This is a genomic window from Micromonospora sp. CPCC 205558, assembly GCF_036902955.1.
Taxonomy (GTDB): Bacteria; Actinomycetota; Actinomycetes; order Mycobacteriales; family Micromonosporaceae; genus Micromonospora.
In genome coordinates, this window is sequence record NZ_JBAKHR010000011.1 from 89,993 (window position 1) to 104,856 (window position 14,864).

A 14,864-nucleotide genomic window follows, 5' to 3' on the forward strand; every position below is an offset into this window, starting at 1 on the left:
GAAAAAGGCCGCCAGGACTCACAAGCACGAACCGATTTGGAGTACAGGCCGGCCCGCCGCCGGGCCGCCGCCTGCGTGAGCAGGCGGCGGCGGGGCGGGCCGGTCCCGTCACCGTCACACCCGGAGGGCGCGACAGGTAATGCTGACCGATCCGAAGATCAGAGCGGGCGGATGTTCTCCGCCTGCGGGCCCTTCTGGCCCTGGGTCACCTCGAACTCGACCCGCTGGTTCTCGTCCAGGCTCCGGTAGCCGGAGGACTGGATCGCCGAGAAGTGGGCGAAGACGTCAGCGCCGCCGCCGTCCGGGGTGATGAAGCCGAAGCCCTTGTCAGCGTTGAACCACTTCACGGTGCCAATAGCCATGTGTTTCGTCTCCTTGACGGAACGTCGGACACACACTTGTTGCGTGCCCGAAGAGGAGCGCTCCGCGCGGGGATGCGCGAATCGCCTGTCGCTTCTGGTCGCCCCGCCCGGAGAACTCCGGACACAACAAAGAGCGCCTGGGGCCACAATCCCGCCAGGCGCACACAGAGTCTCTGGTAACCAAAACTGCAACCCGGTCAACCTACCACGGTTTTCCCCGCAGTGGTCAACGTTGGGCAGAATCCTCGGGCAACTGGGCGATCATGGCCGTGAGGCCCGCCACATCCAGCAGGTCGGCGGGCCGGACGGTCACCCCGTGCCGGACGTAGTGGAACGCCGCGCCCACCCGGTCGACCGGCACGCCGGCCAACTCCGCCCAGGCCAGCCGGTACACCGCCAGCTGCACCGCGGCCACCTCCGCCGCCGTCCCGGTGGGCTGCGCGCCGGTCTTCCAGTCGACCACGTCGAACCGGCCACCCGGCCGGGCGAAGACCGCATCCATCCGGCCCCGCACCACCACCCCGGCGATCACCGTGGCGAACGGCACCTCCACCTCCACCGGTGACCGGTCGGCCCACTCGCTGGCCAGGAACCGTTCCTGAAGCTCGACCAGAGCCTCGTCAGGTGCGGCATCGGCGTCGGCCGCGCCGGGCAGCTCGTCCAGGTCCAACAAACGGTCGGCGCCGAAGCGCTGCTCCAACCAGGCGTGGAAGGCGGTGCCCCGACGGGCGTACGGGTTGGGTTCGGTCGGCACCGGGCGACGCAGCGTACGGGCCAGCGCCGCCGGATCACGCCGCAGCGCGACCAGTTGGGTGACACTCAACTGCCCGGGCAGCGCCACCTCGACCGCACCGGAGAGCCGGGTCAGCTCGGCGCGCTCGGCCAGCAGCAGGTCTGCCTCGCGCTGCCAGCGCGCCACCTCCGGATCCAGCTCCGGCTCGGCCGGCTCGACCGTCGACCCCAGTGGCGTCACCGACCCGGCGAGCACCGGCCCGACCGGCCCGGGCAGCGCCGCCGCCGGACCGTCGGCCATCAGCCGACGTACCAGTCCGGCCGCCTCGGCCAGCGCCGGCCGTCGACCGCCCAGCGGGTCGGCGGGCCACTCCGCGCGGAGCACCACCTCAGCCGTGGGGTTCGTCGCATCGGGCGTCGGCTCCGGCGCCCACGCGTCGATCAGGTGCCCCGGCCCGCCGTCGAGGCAGGCGTCGTACACCTCCCGCAGGAAGACCGACGGACCTCGCGGTCGCTTCGTGCCCTCCCCCCACCAGTAACCGGAGCAGAGCAGCAGCCGGCGCGGCCGGGTCACCGCCACGTACGTCAGCCGGCGCTCCTCCCGCTCGTCGTGGGCCCGCCACGCGTCGGTGAAGTCGGTCACCGCCCGCGCCACGGCCCGCTGGTCCCCCGCCTCGTCGAGCGCCAATTCAGGCAGCCCGTCGGCATCACCGCGCAGCGGGAACGGCAGCACACCCAGCCCGCCCAGCCAGTGGTCGGAGTTGCGGACCGGCCCCGGCCACAGCCCACGACTGAGCCCGGCCACCGCCACCACGTCCCACTCCAGGCCCTTGGCAGCGTGCGCGGTGACCACCTGCACCGCGCCCTCCACCACCTCGACCTCGCCCGGCGCCAGGCCACGCTCCTCGTCCTCGGCAGCGGCCAGGTAGGACAGGAAGCCGGACAGGGTCGCGCCGGGCGTCTCCCCGCTGAACCGGGCCGCCACGTCGCCGAGCGCGTCCAGGTGCCCCCGGGCCAGGCCCGCGTCGCCAGCGCCGTCCCGGCCGGCCCGCACCGCGACCTCCACGTCCAGGCCGATGGTCCGCTCGATGTCCGCGATCAGGTCCGGCAGCGCCTGGTCCAGTCGGTAGCGCAGCAGCGCCAGCTCCCGGCCGTACGCGCGCAGCCGCGCGAAACCCTCCGCCGAGTACGCCTGCGCCGGCCCGAGGTCGGCCAACGCCTCCACCAGAGTCGCCTCGTCCAACAGGTCAGGGCTGATCTCCGCGGCGTCGTCGGCGGCCACCTGTCGCCGGGCCCTCGCGATGGTTCGAGCCCGCCGGTGCAACGCCACCAGGTCACGCGGCCCGATCCGCCAACGGGCGCCGGTGAGCAACCGCAGCAGCGCGGCCCCGTCCGTCGGGTCGGCCAGCACCCGCAGCGTGCAGACCACATCGCGCACCTCGGGGGTGTCCAACAGGCCACCCAGCCCGACCACCTCGACCGGCAGGCCACGCTCACGCAGCGCCGACTCGATCGCCGGGATCTGGCTGCGCACCCGGACCAGCACGGCGGTCGTCGGGCGCCGCGCCACCGGGATGTGCTCCGGGGCCACACCCGGCATTCCGGCCGCCCCGCGCCACGCGGCGAGCACGCTGTCGGCGATCCAGTCGGCCTCATCGGCGTACGTGGGCAGCATCGCGCAGTGCACCGTGCCGCCGGCCGAACCGCCCGGGCTGCGGTGCGGGATCGGGTCCCGGACGGTCAACGCGGAGCGCAGCTCCGGCACCCGGGCACCCGCCGCCCGCAGCGGGGTGGAGAGCGCGTTCGCCACCCGGAGGATCTCCGGGCGGTTGCGCCAACTCGTGGTGAGCCCCAGCGCCGGGGCCGGCTCACCGTCGGCGCGGGCGAACTCGGTGGGGAACCGGTCCAGGGTGCCCGCGCTGGCCCCCCGCCAGCCGTAGATCGACTGGCACGGGTCGCCCACCGCGGTCACCGGGTGCCCCCCACCGAACAGCGCGTTGAGCAACACCACCTGGGCGTGGCTGGTGTCCTGGTACTCGTCGAGCAACACCACCCGGAAGCGGTCCCGCTCGATCACGCCGACCGCCGGGTGATCCCGGGCCACCCGGGCCGCCCGGGCGAGCTGGTCGGCGAAGTCCATCGCCTCGAAGTCCAACTTGCGCCGGGCGTACGCCCGCACCAGCGGCAGCAGCCGCAACCGGGTCTGCTGGAGGGTGAGCGCCTTGCGCACGTCTGCGTACACCCGACCCGGCCGGGACTGCACCTCGGCGAAGAACCGACCGGTCCAGGCGGCCAACTCGTCCGGCGCGACCAGGTGCTCGTCCAACTCGCCGGCGAGCGCCAGCACCGCGTCGGTGATGGTGCTCGGCATCCGGTCCACCTCGGACATGTCGCCGTCGTAGTTGCGCACCAGCAGGTCGACCAACTGCCAGCGGGACGCCTCGGTGAGCAGTCGGGTGGACGGCTCGTAGCCGGCCCGCAGCCCGTGCTCGGTAACGATCCGCCCGGCGTACGAGTGGTAGGTGGAGACTGTCGGCTCACCCGCGAGCGGATCGTCCAACGGGTCCCGTCCCTGCCGGCCGAGGCGGCGGATCAGCTGGTCGAGCCGGGTCCGTACCCGATGGGCCAGTTCACCGGCCGCCTTGCGGGTGAAGGTCAGCCCGAGGATCTGCTCCGGCCGCACGTACGAGTTGGCCACCAGCCAGACCACCCGCGCGGCCATCGTCTCGGTCTTGCCCGACCCGGCACCCGCGACCACCAGCAGCGGCTCCACCGGGGCGGCGATGATCGCGGCCTGTTCCCGGGTGGGTGCCGGCAACCGCAGCAGCTTGGCCAACTCCACCGGTGTGTACCGGGGGCCGGAGTCCGCGAGCCGGGGCGTCGGCGCGGGACCGGCGCCGAACAGGGTGGGCTGACTCACGGTGTCGTCACAGGCTGCAACACCGGCTCACTCCTCGCGACTGCGGGGCTGGCAAGCTCACTCCTCGCCCTCACGGGTGCGTCGGACGGTGGGCGGCTCGACGACCTGGCGCCCCTGCCCGGAGACCGGGCAGCTGGTGCGCACCGGGCAGACCCGGCACTTCGAGTTGGCCACCGCGGCGAACGTGGCGGCTGCCATCGTATCGGCGGTCCGCCGGACCAGCGCGGTCGCCCAACCGGCCGCCGGCCCCTCGCCGGCCGCTGGTTGGTTCTGCTCCCTGGCGTCCTTGGCGGACGTGCCGAGCTGCACCAGCGCGGCGCCCCCGGACTCGTCACCGAACTCGGCGAATGCTCCCGCCTCCACCGCCGCCTGGTAGGCGCCGAGCTGCGGGTGCTCGGCCAGATCGGTGCCGGTGACAGCTGTGGACTTGCCGGTCTTCAGGTCGATCACCACGAGCCGCCCGGCCTCGTCGACCTCCAGCCGGTCGACCCGGCCAGTCAGGTCGACGGGCCGATGCGGATCGTCCAGGCGGACGGCGAACTCGTGCTCGATCGCGAGCAACCGGCGCGGGTTGGTGGCCAACCACCGCAGCAGTTTGTCGACCATCGCCTCGGCGCGTTCCCGCTCCGGCCCGGCCATCCACCGGGCCGCCAGCTCGATCGCGTCGAACCGGGCGGCCACGTAGTCGAGCAGCGCGCCCCGGTCGGCGCTGGCGTCCTCGGCGAGCATCGCGGCGGCGTGCACCAGGTTGCCCACCCCCTGGGCGGTGCTGGTCGGGCCGCTGCCGCCGTGCCGTTCCAGCAGCCAGCGCAGGCTGCACCGCAGCGCGCTCTCCATGGCCGACGGGGTGACCCGCACCGGGTCTCCCTCGTCGACGAGCGGCCGGTCGTCGGAGAGCGCGCGCAACCCCCACCAGTCGTCGGGGTGCGCACCGGGTACTCCGGCGGCGGCGAGCCGGGCCAGTTCGGCCGCCGCAGCGCGCCGCCGGGTCGCCGGTGCGGCCGGGTCGGTGATGGCGGTACGCAGTTCCGCGACCAACGCGGGCAGGGTGAGCGCCCGAGGTGGACGGGTCACCGGCAGCGCCCCGGGGCGGTCCGGCTCCTCGTCGCCGCTCTCGCCAGCCGCAACGCCCCCGGTGCCGCCACCGGGAGACGGCTCGGTGCGTGGACCGGGCGTACCCGGTGGCGTGGGCGGCGTGCTCGGTGGCGAGGGCGGCGTGCTCGGCGGCGTGGGCGGCGAGGGCGGCGTGCTCGGCGGCGTGGGCGGTGGCGGCGTGCTCGGGCCCAGCTCGTGCAGGAACCTGCTCGGCTGCTCCTCATGATCGTCACCGCCGACAGCGGCCGACGCCACGGCGCTGACCAGCAGCCGGTGCCGGGCCCGGCTGATGGCGACGTGGAAGAGCCGGCGCTCCTCGTCCAGCAACGCCGAGGTCTGACCCACCACGTTCGCAGCGGTCGCCCCGTCGACCGACCGGCCGGCCAGCACGTCGACCAGCCGCTCGGAGCCGAGCAGGCTGCCGCGCAGCCGCAGGTCCGGCCAGATGCCCTCCTGCACGCCGGCCACCGCGACCAGGTCCCACTCCAGCCCCTTCGCCGCGTGCGCGGTGAGCAGGCGTACCGCCGCACCCCGGTCGGCCGTCGGGGCGATGGTGTCGGCCGGCAGGTCCTGGGCGAGCACATGGTCGAGGAAGACCTCGGTACGGGCACCGGGCAGCCGGTCGGTGAACCGGGCCGCCGCGTCGAAGAGGACCAGCACGGCGTCCAGGTCGCGGTCGGCCGCCTCGGCCCGCCGTCGCCGGGCCAGGTCACCCTCGCCGGCCTCCGGGCGGCCCTGGTTGATCGCGCCGGCCCACCGCTCGGCGAGACCACTGGCGTGCCAGACGGCCCAGAGCACGTCCTCGGCGGTCGCACCCGGCCGGGCGGCGGCTTCGCGCGCGATCGCCAGCAGCCCGGCCACCGCCTGCGCCGGCTCCGCCCAACGCCGCTCGATGCCGGCCAACTCCTCCGGGTCACGTAACGCCTCGACGATCAGCTCCCCGGAGGGCCGTCGGTCGCCGCCGGCCAACGCGAGCACACGCAGGCCCTGCCGCAGCCGTCGCTCGGCCAGCGGGTCGGCCCCACCGAGCGGCGAGTGCAGCAGCGCGACTGCCGACTCCTCGTCGAGCCGTTCCGGCTCCAGCGCGCAACGCAGCAGGAGCAGCAGCGGCGCGACCGCCGGTTGCAGGTGCAGTGGCAGATCCTCACCGTGCACGACGGTGGGTACGCCGGCCGCGTGCAGCGCCCGTCGCAGGGTGGGCAGCTGCAACGCGGTGGACCGCACCAGCACCGCCATCCGTGACCAGGGCACGCCGTCGAGCAGGTGAGCCGAACGCAGCGCGTGGGCCAACCAGGCGGCCTCGCTGGTCGCCGAGCGGAACGTGTGCACCTCGACCACGCCGGGCGGCGCGTCAGGCAGGGGGTGCAGCCGACGGTGCGCGGCCGGACCCCGCAGCCGGCGACCCAGCCGGGCGATCGCCGCGAGCAGACCCGGCCCGGCCCGGTACGACGTGGTCAGCAGCACCTGCGCGGACGGCGCACCGGAAGCCGTCCGGAAGCGGTGCGGGAACGACGCCACCCCGGCCGGGTCGGCGCCCCGGAAGGCGTACGTGGAGGAATCAGGGTCGGCGAACGCGACCAGCGACTTGCCTCCGCCCGCGATGACCGAGAGCAGCTCCAGCTGGGCGGGGTCCGTGTCGGCCAGTTCGTCGAGGTAGACGTGGGCGAGCCGGCGGCGCTCGGCGGCCAGCAGCTCCTCGTCGTCGCGCAGCAGCCCGGTGGCCGCCCGGACCAGTTCCGCCGGGTCGTACGCGATGGAGCCGCGGTTGCTGACGTCGCGCAGCGCGAGCACGGCGACGTACTCCCGTAGGAAGCGGGCGGCGGCGGGCCAGTCGGCGCGGCCGAGCTTCTCACCCAGGCGGGCCAGGTCGACCGGGCCCACACCGCGCTCGGCGGCACGCATCAGCAGGTCGCGCAGCTGGCCGGCGAACGCCCGGGTCCGCAGGGCGGGACGCAGGTCGGTCGGCCAGCCGACCGGGTCGTCCTCGGGCTCCTCGCCCACCACGTCCAGCAGCTCACGGATGATCAGATCCTGCTCGGGGCCGGTGAGGAGCCGGGGCGACGGTTCGCCCCGCTCGGCGGCGGCGCGGCGGAGCAACCCGAAGGCGTACGCCGGGAAGGTGCGCACCAGCGGCTCGCGCAGCACCCGGTGGCCGTCCTGCGCGATCCGGGCCTCGATGCGCTGCCGCAGCGCGGTGGCGCCCCGGCGGCCGAAGGTGAGCACGAGGATCCGTTCGGGGTCGACCCCCTCGGCCACCCGGGCGGCGACCGCCTCGACCAGCGTGCTGGTCTTGCCGGTGCCCGGGCCACCGAGCACGAGCATCGGCCCGTCGGTGTGCCCGACCACCTCGGCCTGCACGGGATCGACCCGCCAGCCGCTGCCGACGACTGCCAGCTCAGCCCCGACCGCCAGCTCAGCCCCGACCGACCGCTCGGACCCACCCACGCGCTCAGGCCCGCCGGACGCCCCGACACCGCCCCCAGACGTGCCGCCGCTGGCAGGCACGGACGCGCTGTCAGGCGTCGCCCCGTCCCCCCGCGCCGGCCCTCCAGGCCGCCGCACCAACCGGTACGCCTGCATCAGCTCATCCCATCAGATCCATACGACACCTACCCAATCCCCGAACCCCACCCCAACCCACCTCGTCGATCATGACGTTAGCGGCGCGACACGCCGACATCGACGTCGCTAACTTCATGATCGACGGGGCGGGAGGAGGCCGGGAGGGGGCCGGCCGGGGGCCGGGAGGGGTGGGGTGGGGGTGGGTGGGTGGGGGTCAGGTTAGGTGGGATTCCAGGACGTTTAGGGCCTCTGTGACGGTGGTGGTCACGATCAGGAGATCGCGGCCGGCGGGCTTCAGGAAGGTCTGGTCGGCCAACGCGTCGAGCCAGTCCAACAGAGGGCGGTAGAACCCGTCGGTGTCGATCAACACCATCGGCTTGGCGTGCAGCGCGAGGGTGGCGGTGGTCCAGACCTCGAACAGCTCGTCCAGGGTGCCCAGCCCGCCGGGCAGGGTGAGGAAGGCGTCCGACTTGTCGATCATCAGGGTCTTGCGGCTGGCCATCGAGTCGGTCACCAGCAGCTCGTCCGAGGCCAGGTCGGCGACCTCCAGGTCGACCAGCGACTGCGGGATCACGCCGACGGTGCGCCCACCGGCGGACCGGGCGCCGTCCGCCAACGCGCCCATCATGCCGACGCAGCCACCGCCGCTGACCAGCGTGTGCCCGCGCCGGGCCAGCTCCGCACCGGTCTCGGCGGCCAGGTCCAACCAGCGCTGATCGAGCGTACGAGAGGAGGCGCAGAAGACGCAGATCGCCGCCATCAGTCGCGATCCCGGGGCCGCTCGCCGGCCTGAACGGCTGCGGCCTGCTGGTCTGCCCCGGCACGGGCGACGGCCTCCTCGCGGACCGCCTCCTGCTCGGCGGAGAGCACGGCCTCCGCCTCGACGATGTACCGGACCGCCTCGTTGACCTCGTCGGTGAGACAGATCAGGTCCAGGTCGACCGGCCCGATCTTGCCGGTGGCGGCCATCGTGTCGCGCAGCCAGTCCAGCAGGCCCTGCCAGTAGGCGACACCCATGAGCACCACCGGGAACCGGGTGACCTTGCCGGTCTGCACCAGGGTGAGCGCCTCGAACAGCTCGTCCATGGTGCCGAACCCACCGGGCAGCACGACGAACGCCTGCGCGTACTTGACGAACATCGTCTTACGGGCGAAGAAGTAGCGGAAGTCGATGGCCAGGTCGACCCACTCGTTGATGCCCTGCTCGAACGGAAGCTCGATGCCGAGGCCCACGGAGAGCCCACCGGCCTCGCTGGCCCCGCGGTTGGCGGCCTCCATCACCCCCGGCCCACCTCCGGTGATCACCGCGTAGCCGGCTCGGGCCAGCGCGCCGCCCAACTCCTCGGCCAACTGACACTCGGCGCTGTCCGGCGCGCTGCGCGCGGAGCCGAAGACGCTGACCGCCGACGGCACGTCGGCGAGGGTGTCGAAACCCTCGACGAACTCGGCGAGGATGCGCAGCGCGCGCCACGCGTCCTTGGTCTTCCAGTCGCCGCGCCCCCGCGAATCCAGCAGACGCTGGTCCGCGGTGCTGCTCGGGATCGCCCCCCTGCGCAGGGTGACCGCACCGCGATGCCGCTCCTGGCCCGGACCGCGACCGGCCTCCCGCCCGTTGCTCTGGCTCATGGAGCAACCGTAGTGGAGCAGCACCGGTCGGGTGCGCGGGGCGGGGACGCCGAGAAATTGTTCCGGATCAAGGGCAACTATTCGACGCTCCCGTACGTCTTACTATTCACATACCGGGTATGCCCCGGCGCGCGCCTTCGGGGGAGGAGACAGCGTGATCAGCAACAGCGAGATGATCCGGATCCGTCGCCAGATGCAGCGACGGATCCGAGACGTGGTGGCCGAACGCCGCCGCACCCGCCAGCAGAACCCAATCCCCGCCTCCCCCACCCCGTCCGGAGCCGATCAAGAGGTTTGCGTCGCCGACAACGGGCCAGGCTGACGCAAACCTCTTGATCACCGGCGAGCGGGCCGGGGGCCCGGTGGGCAGGTGGGGTTGGGGTCAGGCCGGGGCCAGCCAGCGGTGCAGGGTTGCCGCGCCGTCGCGGATCTTGCTGATCTCGACGTGCTCATCCTTGTGGTGGGCCAGGTTCGGGTCGCCCGGGCCGAAGTTCAGCGCCGGAATGCCCATCGCCGCGAACCGGGCCACGTCCGTCCAGCCCAGCTTGCCGATCGGCGCGGCGCCGACCGCCGCCAGAAACTCCTTCGCCGGAGCCGCCTCCAGCCCCGGGGCCGCACCAGCCGCCGCATCGGTCACCGCTACCTCGAAGCCGGCGAAGACCTCCCGCAGGTGCTCCTCCGCCGCAGCCGGGTCACGATCCGGCGCGTACCGGTAGTTGACCTCGACCTCGCAGAGATCGGGGATCACGTTGCCGGCGACACCACCGTTGATCCGTACCGCGTTCATGCCCTCGCGGAATTCGCACCCCTCGATGGTGACCCGGCGCGCCTCGTACGTCTGGAGACGCCGCAGCACCTCACCGGCCGCGTGGATGGCGTTCACGCCGTGCCAGGACCGCGCCGCGTGCGCCCGCTCACCGGTCGTCGTCACGATGGCCCGCATGGTGCCCTGGCAGCCCGCCTCGACGATGCCGTACGTCGGCTCCAGCAACACCGCGAAATCCGCCTGCAACCACTCCGGGAACGCCTCGGCGACGAGGTTCAGGCCGTTGTACCGGGACTCGATCTCCTCGGCCTCGTAGAAGAAGTACGTCACGTCGTAGCGCGGCTCGGGCAGCGTCACCGCCAGGTGCAGCGCGTACGCGGTGCCGGACTTCATGTCGGAGGTGCCGCAGCCGTACATCAGGTCGCCGCGCATGGTCGACGGGAAGTTGTTGTTCAACGGCACCGTGTCGAGGTGCCCGGCCAGCACGACACGCTGCGACCGACCGAGGTCGGTGCGCGCCATCACCGTGTTGCCGTGCCGGTGGGTGGTCAGGTGCGGTACGCCCCGCAGCACCTCTTCGACACAGTCGGCGATCGCCTTCTCGTTCAGGGACACGGACTCTATGTCGACCAGAGCGCGGGTCAGCTGCACCGGATCGGCGAGGACCTCGGGGGTCAGCGGGTTCTCCATGGTTCGCACGGTACCTTCAGGTCTGTCAGCGCGAGGAGCGAGCCGAGGTCAGCCCGGCCGTGACCGAGAGGTGTAACAGTGACGTCCGCAGATTCCGCCTGGGGCATCGGCCTGGCTACGGTCACCGCAGACGAGCAGGTGCTCGATACCTGGTACCCGACCGGCAAGCTGGGCCTGGGCGAGCTGCCGCTGGTCGCCGGCGAGGACAAGGCGGACGTGCTCGACCTGCCGCCGGCCGCGCTCGGTGACCGGTCCCTTCCCGGTCTGCGTACCGTGCAGGTGGTCACCGTGATCGGCTCGCTGGACGACCCGATCAAGGACGCGTCCGACGCGTACCTCCGGTTGCACCTGCTCTCCCACCGCCTGGTGCGACCCAACCAGCTCAACCTCGACGGCATCTTCGGCAAGCTGGCCAACGTGGCCTGGACGTCCGCCGGGCCGTGCCCACCGGAGCGGGTGGACGAGCTGCGGGTGATCGAGCGGGCCGCCGGCCGACACCTGTCGGTGTACGGGGTGGACAAGTTCCCCCGGATGACCGACTACGTGGTGCCCTCCGGTGTGCGGATCGCCGACGCGGACCGGGTGCGGCTCGGCGCCCACCTGGCCGCCGGCACGACCGTCATGCACGAGGGCTTCGTGAACTTCAACGCCGGCACCGTCGGCACCTCGATGGTCGAGGGGCGGATCGTGCAGGGCGTGCTGGTCGGCGACGGCTCCGACATCGGCGGCGGGGCCTCCATCATGGGCACCCTCTCCGGCGGCGGCACCGACAAGATCAGCATCGGCGAGCGGAGCCTGGTCGGCGCGAACGCCGGCGTCGGGATCTCGCTCGGCGACGACTGCGTCGTCGAGGCCGGCTGCTACATCACCGCCGCGTCGAAGATCACCCTCCCGGACGGCCGGGTGGTCAAGGCCCGGGAGTTGTCCGGCGTCGACGGCCTGCTGTTCTGGCGCAACTCGGTGACCGGCGGGCTGGAGGCCCGGCCGCGCACCGGCCGGGGCATCGAGCTGAACGCCGCCCTGCACGCCAACGACTGACGGACCTGCCGGGTCTGCGGTGTTCAGCCGCGGACCCGGCCAGCCGACGTACGAAAAGTGACGGACCCGCCACGAGCTGGCAAACCGGGCCGGCATGATCGAGCGGTGACCTCGATGAAGGACAAGATGCTCGCCGGCGAGCCGTACATCGCCGACGATCCCGAGATCATCGCCGACCTGGACCGGGCCGCCCGGCTGATGGAACGCTTCAACACCAGCCCCGCGGCCGACCCCCAGGCACGGATCGCGGCACTGCGCGAACTCCTCGGCGAACTGGGCGAAGGCACCTGGATCCGCCCACCGTTCTACTGCGACTACGGCTGGCAGATCCGAATCGGCCCGCGCAGCTTCGTCAACTACAACGCGGTCTTCCTCGACGTTGGTCGGATCACCCTCGGCGCGGACGTCCAGGTCGGCCCGAACGTGCAGTTGCTCACCCCGACGCATCCGGTCGAGCCCGGCCCGCGCCGGGACAAGTGGGAGGCGGCCAAGCCGATCACCATCGGCGACAACGTGTGGCTCGGCGGCGGCGCGATCGTGCTGGCCGGCGTGACGATCGGCGCGAACACCGTCGTCGGCGCGGGCGCGGTGGTCACCCGGGACCTGCCCGCCAATGTGGTGGCGGTCGGCAACCCCGCCCGGCCGGTCCGTCAACTCGACTAAGCCGGCGGGGGCTCCGCCAGGCGGACCACCAGGTCAGCCCGGTCGGCCGTGGGGGTGATCAGGGCCGCGTTCGACTCGTCGCTGCCCAGCGCCCACGCCCGCGCCTGCTCCGGAGATCGTCCGAATGCCTCGTGCCGTGCGGTCAGCCGGCGGTGCCGCATCTCGGCGTCCAGGTCGAGAAACCACGCCTCGTGCAGCAGCGGTCGAACTTCCTGCCAGGGGAAATCCTCCAACAGCAGGTAGTTGCCCTCGGTCACGACCAGCCGGACCGACGGCAGCACCTCGATCGCGCCGGCCACCGGCTCCTCCAACTCCCGGCGGAACTCCGGGGCGTAGACCGACGTCGGCTCCAACCGGCGCAATCGGCGCAGCAGCGAGACGTACCCGTTGGCGTCGAACGTGTCGACCGCGCCCTTGCGGTCGGCGCGGCCCAGGCGGACCAGCTGCGACTGCGCCAGGTGGAAGCCGTCCATCGGCACCAGGCAGGCGGTCGACCCGAGCTCGGCGACGATCCGCTCCGCCAGGGTGGACTTGCCGGCACCCGGCGCACCGGCGATGCCGAGCAGTTGTCGCGGCCCGGCCTCGGCCAGCGCCGACGCCCGCGCCACCAACTCGTCGGCGGACAGCACCCGGGCCGGCGGCATCAGCCCAGAACCGGGTCGCTGATGGTGAACCGCGCCTGAACCGCCGCCTGCACGGTCTGCGGCTGCGGGTCCAATTCAAGCTCCGGTGGGCCACCACCCGCGCCGCCGCCCCCGGCGAAGGCAGCACGGGCGAACATCGGCCGGTCGGCGGGGCCCGCATCGGCCAGCTCGATCAACGAGGTGACCTGGGCGCCCAACGCCTCCGCGTACTCCCGGGCGCGCAGCAGCGCGTCGCTGATCGCGGCGTGCCGGGCCGCACGATGGGCGGGGCTGTCCGGACGAAGCTCCCACCACGGACCCGCCACCTCGACCTGGTCCTGGTCGGCGAGCCGGAGCATCAGCTCACCCAGCGCGGTGAAGTCGGTGACCGTGACGGTGGTGGTGACGCTGCCGTGCCAGGCGACCACCCGCTCACCCGAGCGCCGGGTCTCCGGCCGCACCCGCAGGTCGCCGGTCTCCCGCCGCGCCACCACCGGCCCGGAGCCGTCCAGCAGCACCCGGACCGCCGCGGCCCGCTCGGCCAACCGGGTCAGCGTCGCCTCCCGGTCCCGGTCGCGGGCTGTCGCGGTGACCGTGAACCGGGCCAGCTCGGGCGGCACCTCCCGGTACGCCTCGCCGCGCACCTGCACCACCGGACTGTCCACCGCCATGCCCTCAGCCTAGTCAGCCACGGGGCGCCGCGCCGCGTAGGAGACAGTGTCCGCGTCGACGTGCAGGCCGGTCAGGTGGCCGCCGGCGACCCCCAGCTCGCGCAGCCAGGACACCTCTGCGGCGTGGTCACCACCGGCCGGGAACTGCCGGTCGTACGCGTCGAACCGCCGGTCGCGCAACGCCGCGCGGGAGGCCCGCGCCTCGTCGTAGCGCGCGGTGAGCCCTGGAGCGTCGTCGGCGCGCAGAGCGGCGGCCAGGTCGTCCAGGAAGGCGGTGACCTCGGCCAACTCGCGCAGCACCCGGTCCCGGTTGCCCAGCAGCATGTTGGCGGTCCGATCGGCCGGCGTTCCGGCGACCCGGGTGCCGTCGGAGAAGCTGCCGGCGGCGAGCGCGAGTATCGCGTCGCGCAGCGGTGCGCGCTGCACCGCCCCGGCCAGCGCGCCGGCGAGCAGGTGCGGCACGTGCGAGGCGAGCGCGGCGGCCGAGTCGTGCTCGGTGGCGGACATCGGCACCACCCGCGCCTCGAAGAGCTCCACCAGCAGTTCGGCCAGCCAGCGGAACGCGGTGGTCGCCGGACCGGGTGCCGGGCAGAGCACCCAGGCCGCGCCGGTGAGCAGGTCCGGCCGCGCGGCCGTCAAGCCGGCCCGATCGGTACCCGCCATCGGGTGCCCGGGCACGAACCGGTGGGTCAGCCCCTGCGCGGCGGCGAACGCGGCCACCTGCTCCTTGGTGCTGCCGACGTCGGTCAGCACACAACGCTCACCGGTCATCGCCGCCACCTCGACCAGCGTCGCCGGCAGGGTGGGCAGCGGCCCGCACAGGAAGACCACGTCCCGGTCAGCCACCGCGTCGACCAGCCGCTCCGGCGCGGGTACGCCCACCCGGCGAGTCTCCCGCCGGGTCGCCTCGTCGGGGTCCCACCCGATCACGTCGACGCCGGCGGCCACCATCCGGAGCAGCACCGAACCACCGATCAGGCCGGTGCCGACCACCGCCGCCCGTACCCGCGCGCCCGGTTCGTCCACCATCCGCACACCTCGACGTTCCTGCTGGGGTGCGGGGCCGCCACGGCCCCGACCAGGTCCGGGCCGAGGATATCGCTCGGGCCCGCCGGC

Annotated in this window: 12 protein-coding genes; 3 read left to right on the forward strand and 9 right to left on the reverse strand. The window is 73.3% G+C overall.

The features are described from left to right. Nucleotides 1-158: 158 nt before the first annotated feature. The 5 genes from cspE to V6U86_RS15355 all read right to left on the reverse strand — a co-directional run bounded on the left by cspE (nt 159) and on the right by V6U86_RS15355 (nt 9,297). Nucleotides 159-362, reverse strand: coding sequence for a transcription antiterminator/RNA stability regulator CspE (gene cspE / locus V6U86_RS15335; RefSeq protein ID WP_007464836.1), 204 nt, complete (start codon nt 360-362; stop codon nt 159-161). Nucleotides 363-588: 226 nt separating this feature from the next. Beyond that, nucleotides 589-4,014, reverse strand: a complete 3,426-nt coding sequence (locus V6U86_RS15340) for an ATP-dependent helicase (RefSeq protein WP_334503582.1) — start codon at nt 4,012-4,014, stop codon at nt 589-591. Between the two features lie 57 nt (nt 4,015-4,071). Further along, nucleotides 4,072-7,689: an ATP-dependent helicase gene (locus V6U86_RS15345; protein WP_334503584.1), complete on the reverse strand. Its 3,618-nt coding sequence runs from the start codon at nt 7,687-7,689 to the stop codon at nt 4,072-4,074. 196 nt (nt 7,690-7,885) lie between these two features. Beyond that, a complete protein-coding gene (locus tag V6U86_RS15350; RefSeq protein WP_334503586.1) occupies nt 7,886-8,431 on the reverse strand; it encodes a TIGR00730 family Rossman fold protein in 546 nt (181 codons plus the stop codon). Then, complete coding sequence (locus V6U86_RS15355; protein ID WP_334503588.1) at nt 8,431-9,297, reverse strand: TIGR00730 family Rossman fold protein; 867 nt, start codon at nt 9,295-9,297, stop codon at nt 8,431-8,433. The genes V6U86_RS15350 and V6U86_RS15355 overlap by 1 nt, the downstream gene beginning before the upstream one ends. Nucleotides 9,298-9,451: 154 nt before the next feature. Between V6U86_RS15355 and V6U86_RS15360 the strand changes: the two genes are divergently transcribed. After that, entirely contained in the window at nt 9,452-9,619 is a 168-nt protein-coding gene (locus tag V6U86_RS15360; protein WP_334503590.1) for a hypothetical protein, read from the forward strand. Between the two features lie 60 nt (nt 9,620-9,679). On the opposite strand, the gene dapE is transcribed toward V6U86_RS15360, so the two are convergent. Then, on the reverse strand, nt 9,680-10,753 hold the full coding sequence (gene dapE, locus V6U86_RS15365) for a succinyl-diaminopimelate desuccinylase (protein WP_334503592.1): 1,074 nt from the start codon (nt 10,751-10,753) through the stop codon (nt 9,680-9,682). Between the two features lie 78 nt (nt 10,754-10,831). Between dapE and dapD the strand changes: the two genes are divergently transcribed. Together dapD and V6U86_RS15375 are read left to right on the forward strand one after the other, a co-directional pair. Next, nucleotides 10,832-11,791, forward strand: coding sequence for a 2,3,4,5-tetrahydropyridine-2,6-dicarboxylate N-succinyltransferase (gene dapD / locus V6U86_RS15370; protein ID WP_112640841.1), 960 nt, complete (start codon nt 10,832-10,834; stop codon nt 11,789-11,791). Nucleotides 11,792-11,896: 105 nt separating this feature from the next. After that, entirely contained in the window at nt 11,897-12,454 is a 558-nt protein-coding gene (locus V6U86_RS15375) for a sugar O-acetyltransferase (RefSeq protein ID WP_334503598.1), read from the forward strand. Here the strand turns inward: V6U86_RS15375 and V6U86_RS15380 are convergent. From V6U86_RS15380 to V6U86_RS15390, 3 genes are read right to left on the reverse strand one after another with little or no spacing between them, the layout of a single operon-like run. After that, nucleotides 12,451-13,098 (reverse strand): nucleoside/nucleotide kinase family protein, encoded by a 648-nt coding sequence (locus V6U86_RS15380; RefSeq protein ID WP_334503600.1) that lies wholly within the window; start codon nt 13,096-13,098, stop codon nt 12,451-12,453. The two genes, V6U86_RS15375 and V6U86_RS15380, sit on opposite strands and share 4 nt — an antisense overlap. Next, nucleotides 13,098-13,748 (reverse strand): SIMPL domain-containing protein, encoded by a 651-nt coding sequence (locus tag V6U86_RS15385; protein WP_334503602.1) that lies wholly within the window; start codon nt 13,746-13,748, stop codon nt 13,098-13,100. Before V6U86_RS15385 ends, V6U86_RS15380 begins: the two co-directional genes overlap by 1 nt. A gap of 9 nt (nt 13,749-13,757) precedes the next feature. After that, nucleotides 13,758-14,777 (reverse strand): prephenate dehydrogenase, encoded by a 1,020-nt coding sequence (locus tag V6U86_RS15390; protein ID WP_334503604.1) that lies wholly within the window; start codon nt 14,775-14,777, stop codon nt 13,758-13,760. Between the last annotated feature and the right edge of the window lie 87 nt (nt 14,778-14,864).

Excerpts from the sequence above, each read along its gene's own strand:
- cspE (WP_007464836.1), bottom strand. The coding sequence starts at position 362 with ATGGCTATTGGCACCGTGAAGTGGTTCAACGCTGACAAGGGCTTCGGC.
- V6U86_RS15390 (WP_334503604.1), bottom strand. The coding sequence starts at position 14,777 with ATGGTGGACGAACCGGGCGCGCGGGTACGGGCGGCGGTGGTCGGCACC.
- V6U86_RS15355 (WP_334503588.1), bottom strand. The coding sequence starts at position 9,297 with ATGAGCCAGAGCAACGGGCGGGAGGCCGGTCGCGGTCCGGGCCAGGAG.
- V6U86_RS15350 (WP_334503586.1), bottom strand. The coding sequence starts at position 8,431 with ATGGCGGCGATCTGCGTCTTCTGCGCCTCCTCTCGTACGCTCGATCAG.
- V6U86_RS15385 (WP_334503602.1), bottom strand. The coding sequence starts at position 13,748 with ATGGCGGTGGACAGTCCGGTGGTGCAGGTGCGCGGCGAGGCGTACCGG.
- V6U86_RS15380 (WP_334503600.1), bottom strand. The coding sequence starts at position 13,098 with ATGCCGCCGGCCCGGGTGCTGTCCGCCGACGAGTTGGTGGCGCGGGCG.
- dapE (WP_334503592.1), bottom strand. The coding sequence starts at position 10,753 with ATGGAGAACCCGCTGACCCCCGAGGTCCTCGCCGATCCGGTGCAGCTG.
- V6U86_RS15345 (WP_334503584.1), bottom strand. The coding sequence starts at position 7,689 with ATGCAGGCGTACCGGTTGGTGCGGCGGCCTGGAGGGCCGGCGCGGGGG.